Source organism: Cohnella rhizoplanae (genome assembly GCF_948329515.1).
Taxonomy (GTDB): Bacteria; Bacillota; Bacilli; order Paenibacillales; family Paenibacillaceae; genus Cohnella; species Cohnella rhizoplanae.
On the sequence record NZ_CAOJCN010000001.1, the window covers coordinates 738,125 to 756,353 of the forward strand.

The window sequence follows — 18,229 nt, forward strand, 5'->3', positions numbered from 1 at the left end:
TTCCTATGGGAGGGAAGCGCAATGAATTTACCAAAAAGAACGCTGGGCCGTACCGGACTTGAGGTCACGCCGATCGGATTCGGGTCGATGGAGCTGCGCGGGGATCGCGTATGGAGCGGCAGGCCGGTGGACGACGCCGAGGCGGGACGCGTCCTGAACGAGGTGCTCGACCAGGGCATTAATTTTGTCGATACGGCCTACTCCTACGGCATCGCGGAGTCGATGATCGGCAAGCATATCGCGCATCGGAGAGGCGAATACTTGCTCGCGACCAAGTGCGGACGCGAGGTCATCGACAATGGCGCATATGTCGACACGCCGCACTGCTGGGACCGGCGATTCCTCGCGGAGAGCTTCGACGAGAGCCTGCGGCGGATGAAAACGGATTACGTCGATCTGCTGCAGCTGCACGGACCGATGCCGGAGGAAGCGGAGCGAGAATCGCTAGTCGCGTTTTTACGCGGACTTCAAGAGACGGGCAAGGTGCGCTGGATCGGCATCTCCAGCTTTCTGCCGGCCGCGCCGCATTTCATCCGCTCCGGGGAGTTCGACACGATCCAGATGCCGTATTCGGCGTTGGAGCGCGCGCATGAGGCGCTGATCTCCGAGGCCGCCGCCCAAGGGGCGGGGGTCATCGTACGCGGCGGCGTCGGCAGAGGAGAGCCCGGCGCGGGACTCGGCCAGCAGGATCAGTGGGCCTACTGGGATAAGGCGCGCATGGACGAGCTGCTGGCGGAGGGCGAGAGCCGCACTGGGTTTATGCTCCGCTTCACGCTGAGCCATCCGGCGATTTCCACGATTATCATCGGGACTAAAAATCCGGCTCATCTGCGCGAGAACGTCGCTCAGGCCGGCCGGGGCATGCTGCCGCCAGACGTTTACGAAGAGGCGAAGCGCAGGTTGGCTGCCGTCGGATCCGAAGTCGCGGAGGCCTGATTCGCCATCGCCGCGCAGCCCGCGGGATTATACATACAACCAGAAGGGTAAGGAAGGATCATAGCTATCCATTCTGCCACCTGGGAGTGAATGACCATGCAAAAAACGAATCAAGTGCTGATCGTCGTGACGAACGGCAAACAGTTGGACGGCGGCGTGCTCGCCGGCGTATGGTGGTCGGAAGTCGCGGAGCCGATCGAGGCGTTCGCCGCGCGGGGCTATGAAGTCACGATCGCGAGTCCGAAGGGAGGCGAAGCCCTCGTCGATCCGGCCAGCATGAAGGACGCCGGCGAGAGCGCGGAGCATTCATATAGAAAATGGTTGTCGGACACGATGCCGCTGCGCAAAGCGAAGACGCAGGATTACCAGGCGATTTTCCTCGCTGGCGGCCACGGCGCCATGTTCGATTTTCCGCAAGACGTCCATCTGCAGAATCTGCTGACGGACTTCGTCACGGCCGGCAAGCCGATCGGCGCGGTCTGCCATGGCGTAGCGGGACTGGTCGGCGCCAAGCTCGACACGAGCAATCCGCTTGTCGAGAACAAGACGCTTACCGGGTTTACGAACGCCGAGGAAGCGCAGACGCCGCTCCAAGGGCGGCTGCCGTTCCTGCTGGAGACGAAGCTCAAGGAGCTCGAGGCGAAGTTCGTCGCCGGTCCCGATTATGCCGAGCATGTCGAGGTCGACGGAGGACTCGTGACCGGGCAGAACCCGGCTTCGTCCAGGGCTGCCGCGATAGCGGTCGCCGACCTGATCGCCGCCGGCAAGCCGCTCGAGCATCGCCAAGGACGCGTGCCTGGAGGTGTCGGACAATGAACGGACTGAACGAAAAGCAGTTAAGGCATCTTAAGGAGCTCCTGCTCGCGGAAAAGCACGATATCGACCGTCATTTCCTGCTGGACATCGGCGACGGGGAGACGTCGATCATGGACGACACCGGCGAGCTGTCGTCTTATGACAACCATCCGGCCGACCTCGGGACGGAGACGTTCGAGCGGGAGCGGGATGCCGCCATCGACGACCGGTACAAGGAGCGAAGAGCGGACGTCGAGCGCGCGCTCGCCAAGATGGAGGACGGCACGTACGGCCTCTGCGAGATCAGCGGAGAGCCCATCGGGTACGAACGGCTCGAGGCGCTCCCCGCGGTGCGGTACAGCATCGCGCACGCGCCGGCGGAAGCGATAGCCGATGGAGACTACCGGCCGGTGGAGGAAGACGTGATGACGCCGCCGCCATCGGGCGCCGGCGAGCACCGCCAGCGGCAGGCCGGACGCTTCGACGACGCGGATGCCTGGAAGACGCTGGAGGAATACGGCAACGCTTCGGATACGCGGACGACCGGTACGGATACGAGCGCGGATCGCTGACCGGCGACTGCGCGGATGACATCGACGCGGCGGATGAGAGCATTCTCATCGCGCCGCGTTTGTTTATTTAGCAACAATTGGCGGGGAATGTCGTCTATACACCATAGAGCGATCGAATATTAGACCGTATTTATGGGGTTTGGAGGCTGGAATTTGCAACGGTTAAGAATGATTTTTAAAACGGGGCTGCCGCTGTTCTGCGCTTTACTCGTGTGTCTGCCGTTTATGCAGCAGGCGGGGGCAGCCAAGCCGGCCGACATCTCCGTCTACCTGGACGGAGTGAAGCTGCCGGCGGACGTGCCGCCTTATATCGACCCGAAGCTTGGGTTCACCATGGTGCCGATCCGCACCGTCAGCGAAGGGATGGGGGCCCATATCGGCTGGGATCCCCGGACGCAGTCGGCTACGATTACGAAGGGTCCCGACACGATCATTCTCGAGAGCGGCAAGCGCAATGCCACCGTTAACGGCAGCGCCGTGCCGCTGGATGCGTCCGTTCAGAACAAGTCGGGCCGGATCATGGTGCCGCTGCGCTTCATCGGCGAGAACCTCGGATTGGACCTGGTCTGGGACCCGGTCGCCAGATCCGTCGTCATGCGCACGAAGGACGCGGGCGGAAATGGCGGGGGAGGCGATCAGGATGACGGATCTGCGGACCAAGGGTTGCGCGGCGTCTGGATATCTTCCGTCTTTAATCTCGATTGGCCGTCGACGGCGTCCTCGGGCAACGAAGTCAAGCAAAAGGCGGAGTACGTGACGATGCTGGACCAATTTCAGCGGATGGGCCTGAATGCCGTGTTCATGCAGGTACGCCCGGCGTCCGACGCGCTGTATCGCTCGTCGCTCGTACCGTGGTCCAAAGTACTGACGGGCACGCAGGGGCGCGATCCGGGCTATGATCCGCTGCAATTCCTCGTCGAGGAGACGCACAAGCGGGGCATGCAGTTCCACGCCTGGTTTAATCCGTTCCGTGCGAACACGGACACCAATACGTCCAAGCTGGCCGCTAATCACGTCGTCAACCAGCATCCGGAATGGATCGTAACGACGGGCACGATTAAATACATCAATCCGGGCATACCCGAGGCCAGACAGCACATTATCGATGCGATCATGGAGGTCGTGAACGGCTACGATATCGACGGCGTACACCTGGACGATTACTTCTATCCGTCGAGCGGCGTGTTCAGCGACGATGCGACGTTTGCGCTGCATAATCCGGAAGGGATCCTGCTCAAGGCGGATTGGAGGCGCAATAATATTAATGCGTTCGTGCGGGATCTCGGCGCCTCCGTTCATGCCGCCAAGCCCGGCGTATCGCTAGGCATCAGCCCCTTCGGCGTATGGCGCAACCGCTCGGCGGACCCGACCGGCTCCGATACGAAGGCGAGCGTAACGGCCTATGACAGCATGTACGCCGACGTGCGCACGTGGATCAGGCAAGGCTGGATCGACTATGTCGCCCCGCAGATCTACTGGAGCATGTCCTATAGCGCCGCCCGATACGACAAACTCGTAGATTGGTGGTCCGGCGAGGTCGCCGGCACGGAGGTGAAGCTGTACGTCGGCCATGCCGTCTACAAGCTGGGCACCCAGGAGGCCGGCTGGCAATCGGCGGGCGAGATCATTAATCAGCTTAATTACAATGCCGCGCATCCCGAGGTGCAGGGCGACATCTATTACAGCGCTTCCCCGTTGCTCAAGAATCCGCTTGGCATCGCGCAGGCGCTTCAGAATTATTACGGATCCGCCAACAATTAATTCTCCCCGATCCCCCGCGCGCAGGCGCGGGGGATTTATTGGTTAACGGGAGAATGTTACCGGCCCGATGTTAACGGGTAATAAGGGGCATTCGGCGAAAGGAGATCGTTGTCTATGATTGAGATGATAGCCATTAAGCTGACGATCGCGATCGTCGGTCTCTGGGTCATGACGCGCCTGCTCGGCAAAAAGGAGATCTCGCAGCTAACCGCCTTTGATTTCGTGTCCTCGCTGATGCTGAGCGAGCTGGTCGGGAATACGATCTACGATAAGGACGTCAAGCTGGGCCACCTGTTGTTCGCGCTGGCGCTGTGGACGTGCCTGTCCCTTGGACTCGAGAAGCTCAGCCTGTTGTTCCCGCGACTCGGCCGGCTGGCAAGCGGCAAGCCCGACTTAATCATACATAACCGCAAGATCTTGTATGGCGCTATGAGACGCAACAATCTGGATTTCGACCAATTGCACGCGATGCTGCGGCAAAACGGGGTGTTCGCCCTCAGCCAGGTGGAATACGCGGTCCTGGAGACGAACGGCAGTCTGAGCGTCATGCTGACGTCCGACGTCGAGGACGAGACGCGCAAGGATCTGCAGCCGCCTTCCGCCGAGGTCGTACTGCCCGTAGCCCTCATCGTTAACGGACGTATCGACGCCGAAGGCTTGCGCGATCTCGGCAAGGACGGGGGATGGTTGGTCGGAGAGATGCTCAACCAAGGCGTAGAGGATGTCAAAAAGGTGCTGTACGCCGAATGGAGCAACGGCGACGGCCTTCATATTCAGCTCAAAACATGACGGATGGCGGCGAATCCCGACTTGCTTGCCCGGCTTGATGTGAGTTATAATTTTGAAGCCAATTCTATTAAAGAGGAGTATGAAGATGGGAAAAGTATTGATCTTCGGTCACAAAAACCCGGATACGGATACGATCTGCTCCGCGATCGCCTATGCGGATCTTAAGAACAAGCTCGGCGTAGAAGCCGAAGCCGTCCGCCTCGGCAACGTCGCCGCGGAAACCCAGTTCGCTCTCGACAAGTTCGGCGCCAGCGCGCCCCGCCTCGTTGAGTCCGTCGCTTCCGAAGCGAAGCAGGTCATCCTGGTCGACCACAACGAACGCCAGCAGAGCGTCGGCGATATCGATCAGGTTCAAGTGATCGAAGTCATCGACCACCACCGGATCGCCAACTTCGAGACAAGCGCGCCTCTGTACTACCGCGCCGAGCCGGTCGGCTGCACGGCCACGATCCTGAACAAGCTGTACAAGGAAAACGGCGTCGCGATCGACAAGAATATCGCCGGTCTGATGCTCTCCGCCATCATCTCCGATTCCTTGCTTTTCAAGTCGCCGACCTGCACGCAGCAAGACATCGACGCCGCGCGCGAGCTGGCGGAGATCGCCGGCGTGGACGCGGACCAATACGGTCTCGACATGCTTAAGGCGGGCGCTAACCTGATCGACAAGTCCATCGACGAGCTCGTCAGCCTCGACGCCAAGGAATTTTCGATGGGATCGGCCAAGGTCGAGATCGCGCAAGTCAACGCCGTCGACGTGAACGACGTGCTGTCCCGCCAGAGCGAGCTGGAGGACAAGCTGAACGGCATCATCGCCGCCAAGGGCCTCGACCTGTTCCTGTTCGTCGTGACGGACATCCTGAACAACGATTCCGTAGGCGTTGCCCTGGGCAAGTCCGCGTCCGTCGTCGAGCAAGCATACGGCGTTAAGCTGGACGGCAACAAAGCGATCCTGAAGGGCGTCGTCTCCCGCAAGTCGCAGATCGTGCCGGTGCTGACGGACACGTTCAACAAGCAATAATCGAATCGCCTCCGACCCCTGGGTCGCAGGCACGCAAAGAAGCCGCCTTCCGAGGCGGCTTCTTTGCGTCGTTTATGCGGTCCGCCGTAGGCTCAATTAGGCGTCCTGGGGCGTTAGGCCGAAGGCTTCGGCAACGAGACGGTATGAGCGCAGTCGCGCCTCGAAGTCGTGCGTGACGGTGACGATCATCATCTCGTCGATGCCGAGCCGCTCCGACATGTCTTCGAGCTGCCGCTTCACCGCATCGGGCGTGCCGACGATGCGGCGGTGAGCGCCGGCGGCGATGCGCATGCGATCGTATTCGGTATACGGATAAGACTCCGCCGTATCGACGCTCGGGAAGCGATCGAGCAGGCGTCCGCTCTCGAGGGAGAGGAAAAAGAGCTCGGTGCTCGAGGCGAGCCGCCGGGCTTCCTCGTCCGTCTCGGCGCAGATGACGTAGACGGCCGCGAGGAGCTTCGGCGCGTCGTTCAAGGCGGAAGGCTTGAAGCGTTCCTTGTAATGCTGAACCGACACCTCGCTGTCCGGGACGCCGAAAAACTGGGCGTAGCCGTAGGCGGCGCCGATCTCGGCCGCGATCGAAGCGCTGCCGTAGCTCGAGCCGAGCAGCCACAGCTCGGGTACCGTCGGGATGGACGGAGAGGCGGTCAAGCCCTTGAAGCGATGCTGCTCCGGCAGGGCATCGTTCAAGTACCCGATCAGGTCCGCCACCTGCTGCGGATAATTGTCGATGTGGGTCATCTTGCCCTCCTGCAGCGCGCGCGTGGAGATCGGCATGCCGCCGGGGGCGCGTCCGAGACCGACGTCGATGCGGCCGGGATGAAGCGCTTCGAGCACCCGGAAGTTCTCGGCGACCTTGTACGCGCTGTAGTGGGACAGCATGACGCCGCCCGAACCGACCTTGATGCGGCGCGTGTTCGCGGCCAGATGGGCGATGAGCACCTCTGGACTCGACGAGGCGAGCGCGTGGGAGGCATGATGCTCCGCGACCCAATAACGATGGTAGCCGAGGCGGTCCGCCTCGCGGGCCAGTTCGGTCGTCTCGCGCAGCGCGTCGGTCGCCGTGCGGCCTTCGGCGATCTGGGATTGATCCAATATGCTTAATCTCATGGAGCCGTCACCTCTGCAAGCGAATTTGTGCGTTGCTCTTATCTGTGATTTATAATCGCACATTTAATGCGAAAATGCCAGCGCCGATGAAGGCAACGCTTGAAGCCTCGCTCGGTGCGCTGCCGGATGGACTTTTCAAATTCGGTGAACTAATATTATGAAAAGAAAAATGCAGCGCGGCCGACGGCGCCGGCCGCGAATGGGACGGGGTGCGGAGATGAAGCTGACGCTGCAGGATAAGCCGGACGACGCGAGCTGGCAGGAGGCGCTGTCGTTGTACCGCGAGGCCTTCCCGGCCGAAGGACGCAAGCCGGACGCGATCCTGGCGCGCATGTTCGACAAGCGCATCAGCCTGCTGGCCGCCGGCAGGGAAGAAGGCGCGATGAAGGCGATGGCGATCTGCGGCGTCCTGGACAAGCCGAAGCTGCTGCTGATCGATTATCTGGCGGTAAGGGAGCGAGACCGCGGAAAAGGCGCGGGCAAGCGATTCGTATCTCTCATCGCGGATTGGGCCAAGTCGCGGGGACTGGACGGCCTTTTGATCGAGGCCGAGGCCGAGGACACGCCGGAAAATGAAGCGCGCATCCGGTTCTGGGAGAAATGCGGCTTCGTGCGGACGGAATACGTCCACCAATATATATGGGTGCCGGAGCCTTACCGGGCGATGGTGCGTTACTTTGAGCCGGACGGTCGCGGTACGACGGACGGCACCGTGCTTATTCAACATATCAGCGAGTTTCACAGGAGGTCATTCAGATGACGGAGTCCGCATTCGATTCGCTAGACCGGACGTATATCATGAACTGGCTTGAGCGGCTGCTCGCCTGCCCGAGCCCGAGCGGCTATTGCATGGATATCGCCGCGATGCTGCATACGGAGGCGGCAAGGCTCGGGTACGCCAGCGAGACGACGCCCAAGGGCAATGTCATCGTGACCGTAGAGGGGCGGGAGACAGGGCCGGCGATCGGCCTGTCCGCGCATGTGGACACGCTCGGCGCGATGGTGCGCGCGGTCAAAGGCGCGGGCACGCTGCGGATCACGCCGATCGGCGGCTACGCGATGCAGACGGTAGAGGGCGAATACTGCACCGTGCACACGCGCGACGGCCGCAAGTACGAGGGGACCGTGCTGTCCACGAAGACCTCCGTTCACGTTTATCCGGACGCGCGGGAGTGGAAGCGCGAGGAGGAGAACATGGAGATCCGGCTCGACGAGGACGTCCGATCTAGGGAGGACGCGATCGCGCTCGGCATCGCACCAGGGGATTTCGTATCCTGGGAGCCGCGGACCCGGATGTACCCGAACGGCTGGATCAAGTCCCGTCATCTCGACGACAAGGCAAGCGTGGCCGCGCTCTTCGGACTGCTGGAGTGTTTGAAGCGGGAAGGCCGCACGCCGGTCCGGACGCTCAAGCTCGTATTCTCGACCTACGAAGAGGTAGGGCACGGCGCGGCATGGCTGCCGGCCGATATCGAGGAATTCATCGCCGTCGATATGGGTGCGCTAGGCGATGACCTGTCCGCGACGGAGCGCGACGTCTCGATCTGCGCCAAGGACTCCTCGGGGCCTTATGATTACGGGATGACCACGCGGCTCGTCGAGCTGGCCAAGCGCGACGGCATCGCGCATGCGGTCGATATCTATCCGCACTACGGTTCGGATGCGACCGCCGCGCTTCGCGGCGGCAGCAATATCCGCGCCGCGCTCATCGGCCCGGGCGTGCACGCGTCCCACGGCATGGAGCGCACGCATGCGGACGCCATCCTGGGAACGGCAGCGCTTCTGATCGCCTATGTCACGGACGAACGGTAGCCCGAAGGCGGCCGGGCCCGGCCCGGTCGTCGCAGGCATTCGATCGGAAGGGCGCGAACAGCGCCGGACGGAGGCTGTGGGCTTTGGGAGGAGGCTCCTGTCGGCTTCTTATGTCTGGTTCACGGTCCTGCTGCTTGCGAAAATGGCGCTGCTCCGCTACTTGTGCTTCGGCGAGGTCGCTTGGACGCGGCTTGGCTCGGATGCCGCGGCGGTAGCCGTCCTGACGAGCCTAACGGCGCTCGTCCTTCCCGGTCGCGGCCAGACCGCGGCATACTGGCTGCTAAATGCGGTCGTCTCGACGATTTTGTTCGCGTCGACGATCTATTTTGCGCATTTCGGCTCCATGCCGATCTATACCGCGCTGCTGGAGCTGAATCAGGTGCCGCAGGTCCAGGCGAGCGTTCAGTCGACGATGGACCCGATGTTTTACTTGTTTTTTGCCGACCTGCCGGTGCTGGCGCTCCTCGGGCTTTTGCTTCGGCGCGGCAGCCGGACCGTTAGTGACTACTCGCCATCTTACCGCAGAGGGCTGGCCGCCGTTGCGCTCGTCGCATGCGCAGGTATCGCAGCGGCCGGCATCCGCCAAGGACTCGCCATCGACAACGAGCTGGCCGCCGCCGAGAAGCAAGGCTTCCTCGGCTACCAGGTTATCGCCGCGATCAAGGCCGGGCGCGAGTCACGGATGGCATCGGCCGCCGACCTGTCCCAGACCGTCGGCGAGATCAAGTCGCTGCAGGCGGCTTACCCGTATCGCGCCCCCGGGCGTGCAGCAGCCGCGCCAGCGCACTCCGGCGAGGCGAAGGGCATGAACCTCATCGTTCTGCAGCTCGAGGCTTTTCAGAACTTCCCGATCCATCTCAAGATCGGCGGGCAAGAGGTGACGCCCGTCCTGAACGAGCTGGCGGACGGCGCGTATTATTTCCCGCGGGTGTACCAGCAGATCGGCCAGGGCAATACGTCGGACGCCGAATTCATGTCCAACACGTCGATCTATCCGACCGCCAAGATCGCGATGTCGACGGGCTACGGTGACCGGGCGCTGCCGAGTCTGCCCCGTTTGCTCCAACGGAGCGGCTACAAGGCGTACACGTTCCATGTCAACGACGTAAAGTTCTGGGACCGGAACCGGTTGTATCCGGCCTTGAACTTCGATCGGTATTTCGACAAGCCCTATTACAACAACGACCATTTCAACGATTTTGGCGCCTCGGACGAAGAGCTGTACCGCTTCGGCATCGAAGAACTGGCGAAGACAAGCGAAGAGGGAACTCCTTTCTACGCCCAATTCGTCACCGCGTCCAGCCACTTTCCGTTCAAGGTGCCGGCGGATCGGCAGAGGCTGCAGGTGCCAGAAGGGCTGCAGGACACGCAGCTCGGCGATTATCTGATCGCGGTTAACTATACGGACTATGCGATCGGTCAGCTCATTGAAGGTCTTAGGTCGAAGGGCATGTGGGAGAATACGGTGCTCGCCGTCTATGGGGACCACTACGGCCTGCAGCCGGACGATAACGATCCGGCTTGGGTGAGCGAAGCGCTGGGCATCAAGTACGATTCTCGCGTATCGAGATTGAACATCCCGTTTATCGTGCGCGTCCCGAATCAGCAAGGAGGCGTACGCGTAGAGCGGACCGGCGGCCAGCTGGACATGATGCCCACGATCGCCAACCTGCTCGGCGTGAAACCGGGGGACGCGGGTATCGTCCCCTTCGGCCAGGATCTGCTGAACGTCGACCGCAATATCGTCGGCAGCCGGTATTACCTGCCGACGGGCTCATTCTTCAATGACGAGGTGCTGTACATGCCGGGGACGGGCTTCGATGACGGTACGGCGATCTCCCTGGCTACGCTCGAACCGGTGAAGGATCTGTCGCCGTACCGCGGCGACTACGACTACATCATGAAGCTGATGGGACTGTCCGATCGCTATGTCCGGCTGCTGCCGAAGCGATAGGACGCCGTCCTGGCAGGCAGAATTAAAAGAAAGGCAGCTTGATGGACTTGCGGTAGATTGGATACAGCCACTTGACGCCGAGCGAAGTGAGCGTGTCCGCGACCAGGTGCGAGGCATAGCCCGCAGCGGCGACGACGGCGATGCCGGGAATGGCGCGCTCGGCCTCCAGCTCGCGGCCAAGCCAGTACCACAGGGCCAGGGCCCACACCGTATGCGTCATGCCCCGGTGCTTGAGCCAGGGCGCCCAGGCCGTATAGGCGCCCAGCCCGATCAGCCAGATCGAGCCGTTCTGAGCGCCGGCGACGGCCAGGCCGATGCCGACGAGGGAGACGAGTCCGTTGCGGATGGTGCCCGAGGAGACCGACATGAGTACGAGCATGAGCGGAATGCCGATCCAGGCGAGCAAGGCGGGCACGTGCTGGCCCGTCGCGTACAAGTACAAAGCGGCTGCGGCCGCGATCAATCCGCCTCCTAGCGCGCCGCGGTGAATCGAGCGGGATAGGCCTGTGAGCTTGGCGCTCAGCATATTGGTACCGTCGAGATCCGGCGCGAGCGCCGACAGTCCCGCCGCGGCGATATAAGCCGCGGATTGGACGGGGCCGGGCTGGTGATAGACCGCCGCGGCCGCGCCGATGACGAGGCCGATGACGAGATGGGTGGAGCCTTTCATGAATAAGTACCTCCGTCCGGCAGCATGCCGTAGTCGAATTGGAAAATAATGCGAACATTTGTTTGTCTATTATACCTTCGCTGCGCGTATTCCACAACCTCGAGATAACGATATAATGGAAGGCGAGGTGAACGAGATGGCCAAAAAAAAATCGGGGCCGCCGCGCACGCCCCGGCACCGGCAAGAGGAACCCGCATCGCCGCAGCAGACGCTGAAGGACCTGCTGAACGCCGATACGCTGCAGAAGCTGAAGGAGCGGTCGGACGCGATGAAGGAGGACGAGCGCAAGCGCGCCGAAGACAAGCGGGCGGCCGAAGCCGCGGCTAAAAAGGCGGAAGAGAAGCGTCTAGAGAGCGACTTCGGGCATCTGTTGGACAATAGCCGGCTCGACTGGAAGTCGTTCAAACGCTGATGCCGCGCCGCGCAAAAGGGACCGAACGCCGCGATGGCGGCGTTCGGTCCCTTTTTATGCGTGATATCGTCGTTACTCATAAGTCAGCGTGTCGATCATCGTGCCTACCGTATCCTGGAACTTGTCTACGCTGCCCGGCTCGGCCGTATACGTGACGATGTAGGCTTTATCATTCTCGATAATCGCGGCTTGCTGCCAATGCAGATCGTACTGGCCTTGTTGACCCGTATATTCGAGGTAGAAGGCATGGTCTTCGTCGGATTGCTCCGAGCTCACGAGCTTGAAGTTCGTGATCATCTTCTCGAGCGCCTTCTGCGTCTCGTCGGCGTACTGCTTGATCGAGCCCGTCGCTGCGCCGCTCAGGTCCTGTACGACCAGCGTCACATTTTCGTTGAATTGATCGCCGCTTCCTTCGGAAGGCGAGAGGAACGCGGCGTTTACGCCCTGGACGTCGGTCTGCACGGTCCAGTCCTTCGGATACTGGATGCTGTATCCCTTGTCCGCATCCGAGAAGAGCTCGTAGCCGTCCTTGAGTCCGGCTGCAGGCGATGCGCCGGCAGAAGCGCCGGCTTCAGGACTCGGGCTGGCGCTCGGACTTGCGGACGGACTGGCGCTCGGGCTCGCGGCTACGGACGCGCTCGGGCTCGCGCTAACCGTTGCCGTCGCTCCGGCGGATGCCGAAGCGCCACCGTTAGCGTTGCCGTCGTCGCTTCCGCAAGCGGCCAGCAGCAGCGCAAGCCCGAGCGGCGCGGACCACTTGAGCGGCGATTTGAATGGAAGGGTTTGATTTTGCTTCTTTTGGATCGTCATGATTTCTCTCTCTCCCTTTGTGTTTCCATTTAAATGATGGCAGCGGAAAAGCGTCGCCTTGTTGAATGTACACAGCAATGTGTTTTCGGAAACGCAAATGGCAAAATTAAGGTAAACTTTAGTTGAAAAGCCCGCAAGAAATAGGCACGACGGCCGTATCTATCGAACCGTCCTAGCGTATAATTTCTTTGCTTGAATCCCCTTTTCCATGGTAATGTACAATCATAACGCGCATATGCGGACGGACGTTTATTTAGAGAGAACGAGGGGGAACGGCGCTTTGGGCGACATGTTCAACAACGCCATCGACTGGCTGCTTGAGACGACGAACCTCCAAGGCTTTTATTTGCTGCTGCTCACCGTGCCTTTGGCGATCATACAGGGCTTTTTCGGCATCTTTCCTTTTTCCACGTTGATTTTCCTGCAAATATCCGCGCTCGGACTCGTCAACGGCCTGATCACGAGCTGGCTGGTAGGGATCGTGGCGTCGCTGGTGGTTTATTACGCATGCAAATATTTGTTCGCGGACTGGTTCGACCGCAAGATGAAGGCGAAGGCCGGCCGCTACGAGAAATGGCAGGGTTACTTTATGAAATATGGCGTATGGTCGATCATCTTCCTGCGCACGCTGCCGATCATGCCGAATAACGTCATCTCGTTTATGGCCTCGCTGTCCAAGATCTCGCATCGGTCGTACATGGTATCTTCGCTCGTCGGCGTCATGTCCCATATCTGGCTGTTCGGTATCGTCAGCTCGTCGATATTATTTCCCGAGACCGACCTCGGGCTGCTTATCGGTTCGTACTTATTGTTTTGCGTGGTTCTGACGGCCCTCTTCGTCGCGCAGCTGCTGCGCGAGCGCAGAAGAGAAAGAGGCGTATGAACGGCCACCGCCGCGAAGGAGCGACAGCCGCTTGAAGAAATTTAAAAAGTTTTATATAGAAGTGACGAGCGTATGCAATCTGTCCTGCTCGTTCTGTCCGCCGACCGAGCGCAAGGCGAAGTTTATTCGGGTCGAGGACTTCGCCCATACGCTCGATCAGGTCAAGCCGTTTACGGACCATATTTATCTGCACGTCAAAGGTGAACCGATGCTTCATCCGAAGCTCGATCAGTTGATGGACCTGAGCCACGAGAAAGGGTTCAAGGTGAACCTCACGACCAACGGCACGCTGCTGCACAAGGCCGGTCCCAAGCTGCTCGGCAAGCCGGCGCTCCGGCAGATCAATTTCTCGCTGCACAGCGAGGGTCCGCATATGGAGGAGTCCAACAAGGCGGAATACGTGCTGGGCATCCTGGCGTTCGCCAAGGAATCGGTGCGTACCGGCGGCGTCACGATCTCGCTGAGGCTGTGGAACCTGGAGATGGACAACGCGGAAAATGCGGCGCGCAGCCGCAACCGGGACATCCTCGCGCTGCTCGAGCGGGAATTCGGACTCGACCGTCCGATCGAGGAGAGCTGGGAGCGAGGCAAGGGGATGAAACTGGCCGAGAGAATCTACCTGAACCAGGACCACGAGTTCAAGTGGCCGGACCTGGCGGAGCCCGAGGACGAAGGCAGAGGCTTCTGCCACGGGCTGCGCAATCAGGCCGGCGTCCTGTCCGACGGCACGGTGATTCCTTGCTGCCTGGACGGCGAGGGCGTCATCAATCTCGGCAATATCCACGAGCGGCCGTTCGCCGACATTATCGAAGGTGATCGCGCGAAGCGCATGTACGATGGCTTCTCCCGGCGCGAAGTCGTCGAGGAGCTGTGCCGGAAATGCGGTTACCGGCAGCGGTTCGGTCTCCACAACGGAGCATAACGTTTTTAAAACCTCTCTTTCGGAACGTTCCGGAGAGAGGTTTTTTCGTATGCGATCTTTGTTTGCGTTTTTTATTAAAAACCTAGAATTTCCTTGAACATCGGACAGGGATGCGCCGTCTAATGTTTGAATGTCAAAAACGAAAGAAAATTGTCCGATTGGCGGGACAAGGGGAGGGATGCCGAAGCAGTCGCATAGTCGGATGTTAGACCGAACGCAGCGCTAGTCCTTGACACGCAAGTGACCGCTAGAACGCCGCATGATCAGGCACGCCCGGGCTATTCCGAGCCGGCAACGGCACCATCCCCGGCATCCGGGGAGTTACGCAAGACGGAGTTTGAGTTTTTAAATAATCAACAAGAGCAAGTGTCAAGAGCTGCACAAAGGAGTCCGCTAAGCATGCATACAACTAAATCCGAACCATCCCGCTACATGCCGGGTCTGGACGGTCTGAGAGCGATCGCGGTCATTGCGGTCATCGCTTACCACCTGGACTTCGACTGGGCCCAAGGAGGCCTTTTGGGCGTAGGCGTGTTCTTTGTGCTGTCCGGTTACCTCATTACGGACCAGATCGCTTCCGAGCTGCACCGCGGGGGGCGGCTGGACCTGAAGCGGTTCTGGCTGCGCCGCGCCAGGAGATTGCTGCCCGCCATGCTGCTCGTCATGGCCGCCGTATCGCTGTATCTTCTGTTATTCGACCGTGACCGGCTGCCGCCGCTGGCAGGCGACGTGTGGTCGGCCGTCACTTATACAAGCAATTGGTACTTAATCTATCATCACGTGTCTTACTTCGAGAGCTTCGGACCGCCTTCCCCGTTCGGGCACCTATGGTCGCTCGCGGTCGAGGAGCAGTTCTACTTGCTCTGGCCCTTGCTGCTGCCGGCGATGGCCCTGTTGCTAGGCAGGCGGGGCAAGACTACCCTGGCCGTGCTGATTGCGGCAGCCGCATCGGCCGCCGCGATGGCGATGCTGTACGTGCCCGGCGGCGATCCGAGCCGGATCTACTACGGAACCGATACTCGCGCGTTCGGACTGCTGATCGGCGCGGCGCTCGCGCTGATCTGGCCGAGCGGCCGGCTCTCCGCTGGGCTGCGCGGCCGATATCGCACCGGTCTCGATGCCGTTGGGATCGCCGCGCTGACCGCCGTGCTGCTCATGATGCATGACGCGAACGAGTACGACGGGTTTCTGTACCGAGGCGGACTCGTCCTGCTGTCGCTCTGCTCGGCGGCGCTCGTCGCATCGCTCGCCCATCCTGCGGGCCGTCTCGGAGCGTGGCTCGGCTGCGCGCCGCTGCGCTGGATCGGCAAGCGCTCGTATGGTATCTATCTATGGCACTATCCGGTCATCGTGCTGTCCCAGGGCCAGGTGAACGCGGACGGTCCGCAGCCGTTGCGGATCGCATTCCAGCTGGCGGCGAGCGTCGCGCTCGCCGCGCTTTCTTACCGATATGTGGAAAATCCAATCCGGCACCGCGGACTTGCCGCGGTATGGGAAGGACTCCTCGCAGCGGCGCCGGGACCAGGTCGCTACGCGCGTCCGGGGCGGCCGGGAGCGCCTAGCCGTCAGGCCGCCATATTGTCCGTCGCGGCGCTGATACTGCTGTGCGTATCCTGCACGGGCGGCGCGCAGCCGCTTGCGCAGGGCAGCGCGTCCGGAGGCGGCTCGGCGGTCGTCGATTCCGGCGCGCCCGCTGCCGGCGCCGGCGAATCGTCTTCGACGGATGGCGAAGAAGGCCATGCGCCGGCGGGATACGAGGGCGAGCAGGGACGCCCTGCGACGGATGCTGGCGGAGGCGGCGGCGGCGACGCATCGCCTGGGCCCTCGCAGGCCGCCGGCAAGCCGCCGTCGAATACGTCTACGCCGAACCCGGAGACTACGCCCGAGCCGTCATCCGATACTACGCCGTTGCCGTCATCCGAACCTTCGTCCACGCCATCGTCCGAGCCTTCTCCTACGCCGACGCCCGCTACAACGCCGGGCACCGGCGAGGCTGCCGAGCAAGGGGGGCAAGGAGCGCCGGGCCCTGGCGACGATGGCGCACAAAGCACGGCGCCTCCTGTCAGCGGCGAAGGCATCACCGTGATCGGCGACTCGGTCATGTTGAACGTCAAGCCATTCCTGGAACAACAGCTGCCCGGCATCGTCGTCGACGGCGAAGTCGGCCGGCAGATGCGCGAAGCAATCGCGACGATCGAGTCGCTCAAGGACCAAGGGCGGCTCGGCGACCGGATAGTCGTGGAGTTGGGCACGAACGGCTCGTTTACCAAGAAGCAGCTGAAAAAGCTGCTGGACACGTTGACCGACGCGGACGAAGTCATCCTGATGAATATCCGGGTCCCGCGCAAATGGCAGGATACCGTAAACGATATGCTTAGCGATGTCGGCGCCGATTATCCGAACGTCGCGGTCGGCGACTGGTACGGCGCCAGCGCGGGCCATGACGAATATTTCGGCAAGGACGGCGTCCATATGGGCAAGACCGGCTCCGAGGCATATGCGAAGCTGGTCGCGAACCTGCTCGCGCCGAAGCGTTGAGCGGACCTATATCATGGATTTGGCGTGATTCGACCGTATGCGTAACTGACAGCAACAAGCATCGCCGCGAGTGCCGGGAGGCATGCTGCGGCGATGCTTTTTATTTCATGTGGTCCTTTTCCGGCATATGGACCCCGCATACGCGACGGCGTAGATCATACGCCTTCACTACAAGAGGCGATTCGCCACGGATGGCCCGGACCATCCTCATTGCCTTCGCTACAAAAGGCGTTACGCCCCGGACGGCCCCGGCAAGCTCCATTGCCTTCACTACAAGAGGCGATTCGCCATGGGCGGCCCCGGCAAGCTCCATTGCCTTCACTACAGGAGGCGATTCGCCACGGACGGCCCGGACAAGCCTCATTGCCTTCACTACAAGAGGCGATTCGCCACGGGCGGCCCCGGCAAGTTCCATCGCCTTCACTACAAGAGGCGATTCGCCACGGACGGCCCTGGCAAGCTCCATCGCCTTCACCAGAAGAGGCGATTCGCCACGGACGGCCCCGGCAAGCTCCATCGCCTTCACCAGAAGAGGCGATTCGCCATTAACCGCGAAAGGTGCGGTCCCCAGCTTTCGAACCGATCGCATAACGGCCGCTCCCCAAGGGAAACGGCCGTTTCGAGCGCTTATTTGCCGAGAAAAGCGTTCAGCATCCAGATCGACTTCTGCAGGTCTGCGGTCTGGCCGATGAACAAGTCGGCCGTCGCTTCGTCGCCGGCCGCTTCCGCAGCCTCGATGCCCGCCGCGAGCTCGCCGACAAGTTTGGCATAGTCGGAGACGACCGCGCTCGCCATCTGAACGGCGGATTCGCCGCCTGCCGCTTCTTCCACCGTCGCCAGCGCCAGGCTCTCCTTCAGCGTCGAGACAGGCTTGCCGCCGATGGCGAGCAATCGTTCGGCGACGGCGTCCAGACGGTCCGCCGCGTCCGTGTATAGTTCCTCGAACTTGGCATGCAGCGTAAAGAACTCGGTTCCTTTCACATACCAGTGGAAGTGATGGAGCTTGGTGTAAAGGACGGTCCAGTTGGCGACCTGGCGGTTAAGTACGACGTTCAGCTGTTCGGTTTGTTTGGTTGCGCTCATTTGGAATCCCTCCATTATTATATTTAGACTTAATCTAAGTTCTGGAATGATAATATCACATTGCATAACCGCCCTGCATGAAGATTAGATGAAGAACCGAGAAGCCGGGACTGTTAATCCAGCTTTTGAACCGTATCGCCGCAAGTGCTATTCTTGGAAGTATG

General features: G+C 61.1%; 18 protein-coding genes. 13 read left to right on the forward strand and 5 right to left on the reverse strand.

The window, feature by feature from the left end; genetic code table 11:
• Positions 1–21: 21 nt before the first annotated feature.
• The 6 genes from PQG80_RS03365 to PQG80_RS03390 all read left to right on the forward strand — a co-directional run bounded on the left by PQG80_RS03365 (position 22) and on the right by PQG80_RS03390 (position 5,871).
• A complete protein-coding gene (locus PQG80_RS03365; protein WP_271749709.1) occupies positions 22–936 on the forward strand; it encodes an aldo/keto reductase in 915 nt (304 codons plus the stop codon).
• A 96-nt stretch (positions 937–1,032) separates the two neighbouring features.
• Positions 1,033–1,752 carry a type 1 glutamine amidotransferase domain-containing protein gene (locus tag PQG80_RS03370; protein WP_271749710.1) on the forward strand — a complete coding sequence of 240 codons (720 nt, stop codon included), beginning with the start codon at positions 1,033–1,035 and terminating at the stop codon, positions 1,750–1,752.
• A complete protein-coding gene (locus tag PQG80_RS03375) occupies positions 1,749–2,303 on the forward strand; it encodes a TraR/DksA C4-type zinc finger protein (RefSeq protein ID WP_271749712.1) in 555 nt (184 codons plus the stop codon). Before PQG80_RS03370 ends, PQG80_RS03375 begins: the two co-directional genes overlap by 4 nt.
• Before the next feature lie 168 nt (positions 2,304–2,471).
• On the forward strand, positions 2,472–4,064 hold the full coding sequence (locus tag PQG80_RS03380) for a family 10 glycosylhydrolase (protein WP_432432717.1): 1,593 nt from the start codon (positions 2,472–2,474) through the stop codon (positions 4,062–4,064).
• A 114-nt stretch (positions 4,065–4,178) separates the two neighbouring features.
• The gene (locus PQG80_RS03385; protein WP_271749713.1) at positions 4,179–4,853 is read left to right on the forward strand and encodes a DUF421 domain-containing protein; all 675 of its coding nucleotides are present in this window, start codon (positions 4,179–4,181) and stop codon (positions 4,851–4,853) included.
• 85 nt (positions 4,854–4,938) lie between these two features.
• Complete coding sequence (locus tag PQG80_RS03390) at positions 4,939–5,871, forward strand: manganese-dependent inorganic pyrophosphatase (protein ID WP_271749714.1); 933 nt, start codon at positions 4,939–4,941, stop codon at positions 5,869–5,871.
• A gap of 96 nt (positions 5,872–5,967) precedes the next feature.
• Here the strand turns inward: PQG80_RS03390 and PQG80_RS03395 are convergent, their stop codons facing one another.
• Positions 5,968–6,981: an LLM class flavin-dependent oxidoreductase gene (locus PQG80_RS03395; RefSeq protein WP_271749715.1), complete on the reverse strand. Its 1,014-nt coding sequence runs from the start codon at positions 6,979–6,981 to the stop codon at positions 5,968–5,970.
• 217 nt (positions 6,982–7,198) lie between these two features.
• On the opposite strand from PQG80_RS03395, the gene PQG80_RS03400 reads away from it, so the two are divergent.
• From PQG80_RS03400 to PQG80_RS03410, 3 genes are all read left to right on the forward strand, one after another.
• Positions 7,199–7,741 (forward strand): GNAT family N-acetyltransferase, encoded by a 543-nt coding sequence (locus tag PQG80_RS03400; protein WP_271749716.1) that lies wholly within the window; start codon positions 7,199–7,201, stop codon positions 7,739–7,741.
• Positions 7,738–8,793: a M42 family metallopeptidase gene (locus tag PQG80_RS03405; protein WP_271749717.1), complete on the forward strand. Its 1,056-nt coding sequence runs from the start codon at positions 7,738–7,740 to the stop codon at positions 8,791–8,793. Before PQG80_RS03400 ends, PQG80_RS03405 begins: the two co-directional genes overlap by 4 nt.
• A 76-nt stretch (positions 8,794–8,869) precedes the next feature.
• On the forward strand, positions 8,870–10,747 hold the full coding sequence (locus PQG80_RS03410) for an LTA synthase family protein (RefSeq protein WP_334219801.1): 1,878 nt from the start codon (positions 8,870–8,872) through the stop codon (positions 10,745–10,747).
• A 22-nt stretch (positions 10,748–10,769) separates the two neighbouring features.
• Here the strand turns inward: PQG80_RS03410 and PQG80_RS03415 are convergent, their stop codons facing one another.
• Positions 10,770–11,417, reverse strand: a complete 648-nt coding sequence (locus PQG80_RS03415) for a metal-dependent hydrolase (protein ID WP_271749718.1) — start codon at positions 11,415–11,417, stop codon at positions 10,770–10,772.
• Between the two features lie 136 nt (positions 11,418–11,553).
• Here PQG80_RS03415 and PQG80_RS03420 point away from each other — a divergent pair, with 136 nt between their 5' ends.
• Complete coding sequence (locus tag PQG80_RS03420; RefSeq protein ID WP_271749719.1) at positions 11,554–11,829, forward strand: YqkE family protein; 276 nt, start codon at positions 11,554–11,556, stop codon at positions 11,827–11,829.
• Positions 11,830–11,901: 72 nt separating this feature from the next.
• Here PQG80_RS03420 and PQG80_RS03425 read toward each other — a convergent pair whose 3' ends face one another.
• Positions 11,902–12,639 (reverse strand): PsbP-related protein, encoded by a 738-nt coding sequence (locus PQG80_RS03425; protein ID WP_271749720.1) that lies wholly within the window; start codon positions 12,637–12,639, stop codon positions 11,902–11,904.
• A 289-nt stretch (positions 12,640–12,928) separates the two neighbouring features.
• Here PQG80_RS03425 and PQG80_RS03430 point away from each other — a divergent pair, with 289 nt between their 5' ends.
• From PQG80_RS03430 to PQG80_RS03440, 3 genes are all read left to right on the forward strand, one after another.
• Positions 12,929–13,522 carry a TVP38/TMEM64 family protein gene (locus PQG80_RS03430; protein WP_271749933.1) on the forward strand — a complete coding sequence of 198 codons (594 nt, stop codon included), beginning with the start codon at positions 12,929–12,931 and terminating at the stop codon, positions 13,520–13,522.
• Between the two features lie 31 nt (positions 13,523–13,553).
• Positions 13,554–14,444, forward strand: coding sequence for a radical SAM/SPASM domain-containing protein (locus tag PQG80_RS03435; RefSeq protein WP_271749721.1), 891 nt, complete (start codon positions 13,554–13,556; stop codon positions 14,442–14,444).
• 399 nt (positions 14,445–14,843) lie between these two features.
• Positions 14,844–16,982 carry an acyltransferase family protein gene (locus PQG80_RS03440; RefSeq protein ID WP_271749722.1) on the forward strand — a complete coding sequence of 713 codons (2,139 nt, stop codon included), beginning with the start codon at positions 14,844–14,846 and terminating at the stop codon, positions 16,980–16,982.
• Between the two features lie 100 nt (positions 16,983–17,082).
• Here the strand turns inward: PQG80_RS03440 and PQG80_RS03445 are convergent, their stop codons facing one another.
• Positions 17,083–17,571: a hypothetical protein gene (locus tag PQG80_RS03445; protein WP_271749723.1), complete on the reverse strand. Its 489-nt coding sequence runs from the start codon at positions 17,569–17,571 to the stop codon at positions 17,083–17,085.
• A 38-nt stretch (positions 17,572–17,609) separates the two neighbouring features.
• Positions 17,610–18,065: a Dps family protein gene (locus tag PQG80_RS03450; RefSeq protein ID WP_271749724.1), complete on the reverse strand. Its 456-nt coding sequence runs from the start codon at positions 18,063–18,065 to the stop codon at positions 17,610–17,612.
• Positions 18,066–18,229 lie beyond the last annotated feature (164 nt).

Coding starts and splice junctions, on each gene's coding strand:
- PQG80_RS03415 (WP_271749718.1), bottom strand. CDS start 11,417: ATGAAAGGCTCCACCCATCTCGTCATCGGCCTCGTCATCGGCGCGGCC.
- PQG80_RS03445 (WP_271749723.1), bottom strand. CDS start 17,571: ATGCGATCGGTTCGAAAGCTGGGGACCGCACCTTTCGCGGTTAATGGC.
- PQG80_RS03375 (WP_271749712.1), top strand. CDS start 1,749: ATGAACGGACTGAACGAAAAGCAGTTAAGGCATCTTAAGGAGCTCCTG.
- PQG80_RS03390 (WP_271749714.1), top strand. CDS start 4,939: ATGGGAAAAGTATTGATCTTCGGTCACAAAAACCCGGATACGGATACG.
- PQG80_RS03395 (WP_271749715.1), bottom strand. CDS start 6,981: ATGAGATTAAGCATATTGGATCAATCCCAGATCGCCGAAGGCCGCACG.
- PQG80_RS03380 (WP_432432717.1), top strand. CDS start 2,472: ATGATTTTTAAAACGGGGCTGCCGCTGTTCTGCGCTTTACTCGTGTGT.
- PQG80_RS03365 (WP_271749709.1), top strand. CDS start 22: ATGAATTTACCAAAAAGAACGCTGGGCCGTACCGGACTTGAGGTCACG.
- PQG80_RS03450 (WP_271749724.1), bottom strand. CDS start 18,065: ATGAGCGCAACCAAACAAACCGAACAGCTGAACGTCGTACTTAACCGC.
- PQG80_RS03440 (WP_271749722.1), top strand. CDS start 14,844: ATGCATACAACTAAATCCGAACCATCCCGCTACATGCCGGGTCTGGAC.
- PQG80_RS03430 (WP_271749933.1), top strand. CDS start 12,929: ATGTTCAACAACGCCATCGACTGGCTGCTTGAGACGACGAACCTCCAA.
- PQG80_RS03400 (WP_271749716.1), top strand. CDS start 7,199: ATGAAGCTGACGCTGCAGGATAAGCCGGACGACGCGAGCTGGCAGGAG.
- PQG80_RS03370 (WP_271749710.1), top strand. CDS start 1,033: ATGCAAAAAACGAATCAAGTGCTGATCGTCGTGACGAACGGCAAACAG.
- PQG80_RS03385 (WP_271749713.1), top strand. CDS start 4,179: ATGATTGAGATGATAGCCATTAAGCTGACGATCGCGATCGTCGGTCTC.
- PQG80_RS03405 (WP_271749717.1), top strand. CDS start 7,738: ATGACGGAGTCCGCATTCGATTCGCTAGACCGGACGTATATCATGAAC.
- PQG80_RS03420 (WP_271749719.1), top strand. CDS start 11,554: ATGGCCAAAAAAAAATCGGGGCCGCCGCGCACGCCCCGGCACCGGCAA.
- PQG80_RS03425 (WP_271749720.1), bottom strand. CDS start 12,639: ATGACGATCCAAAAGAAGCAAAATCAAACCCTTCCATTCAAATCGCCG.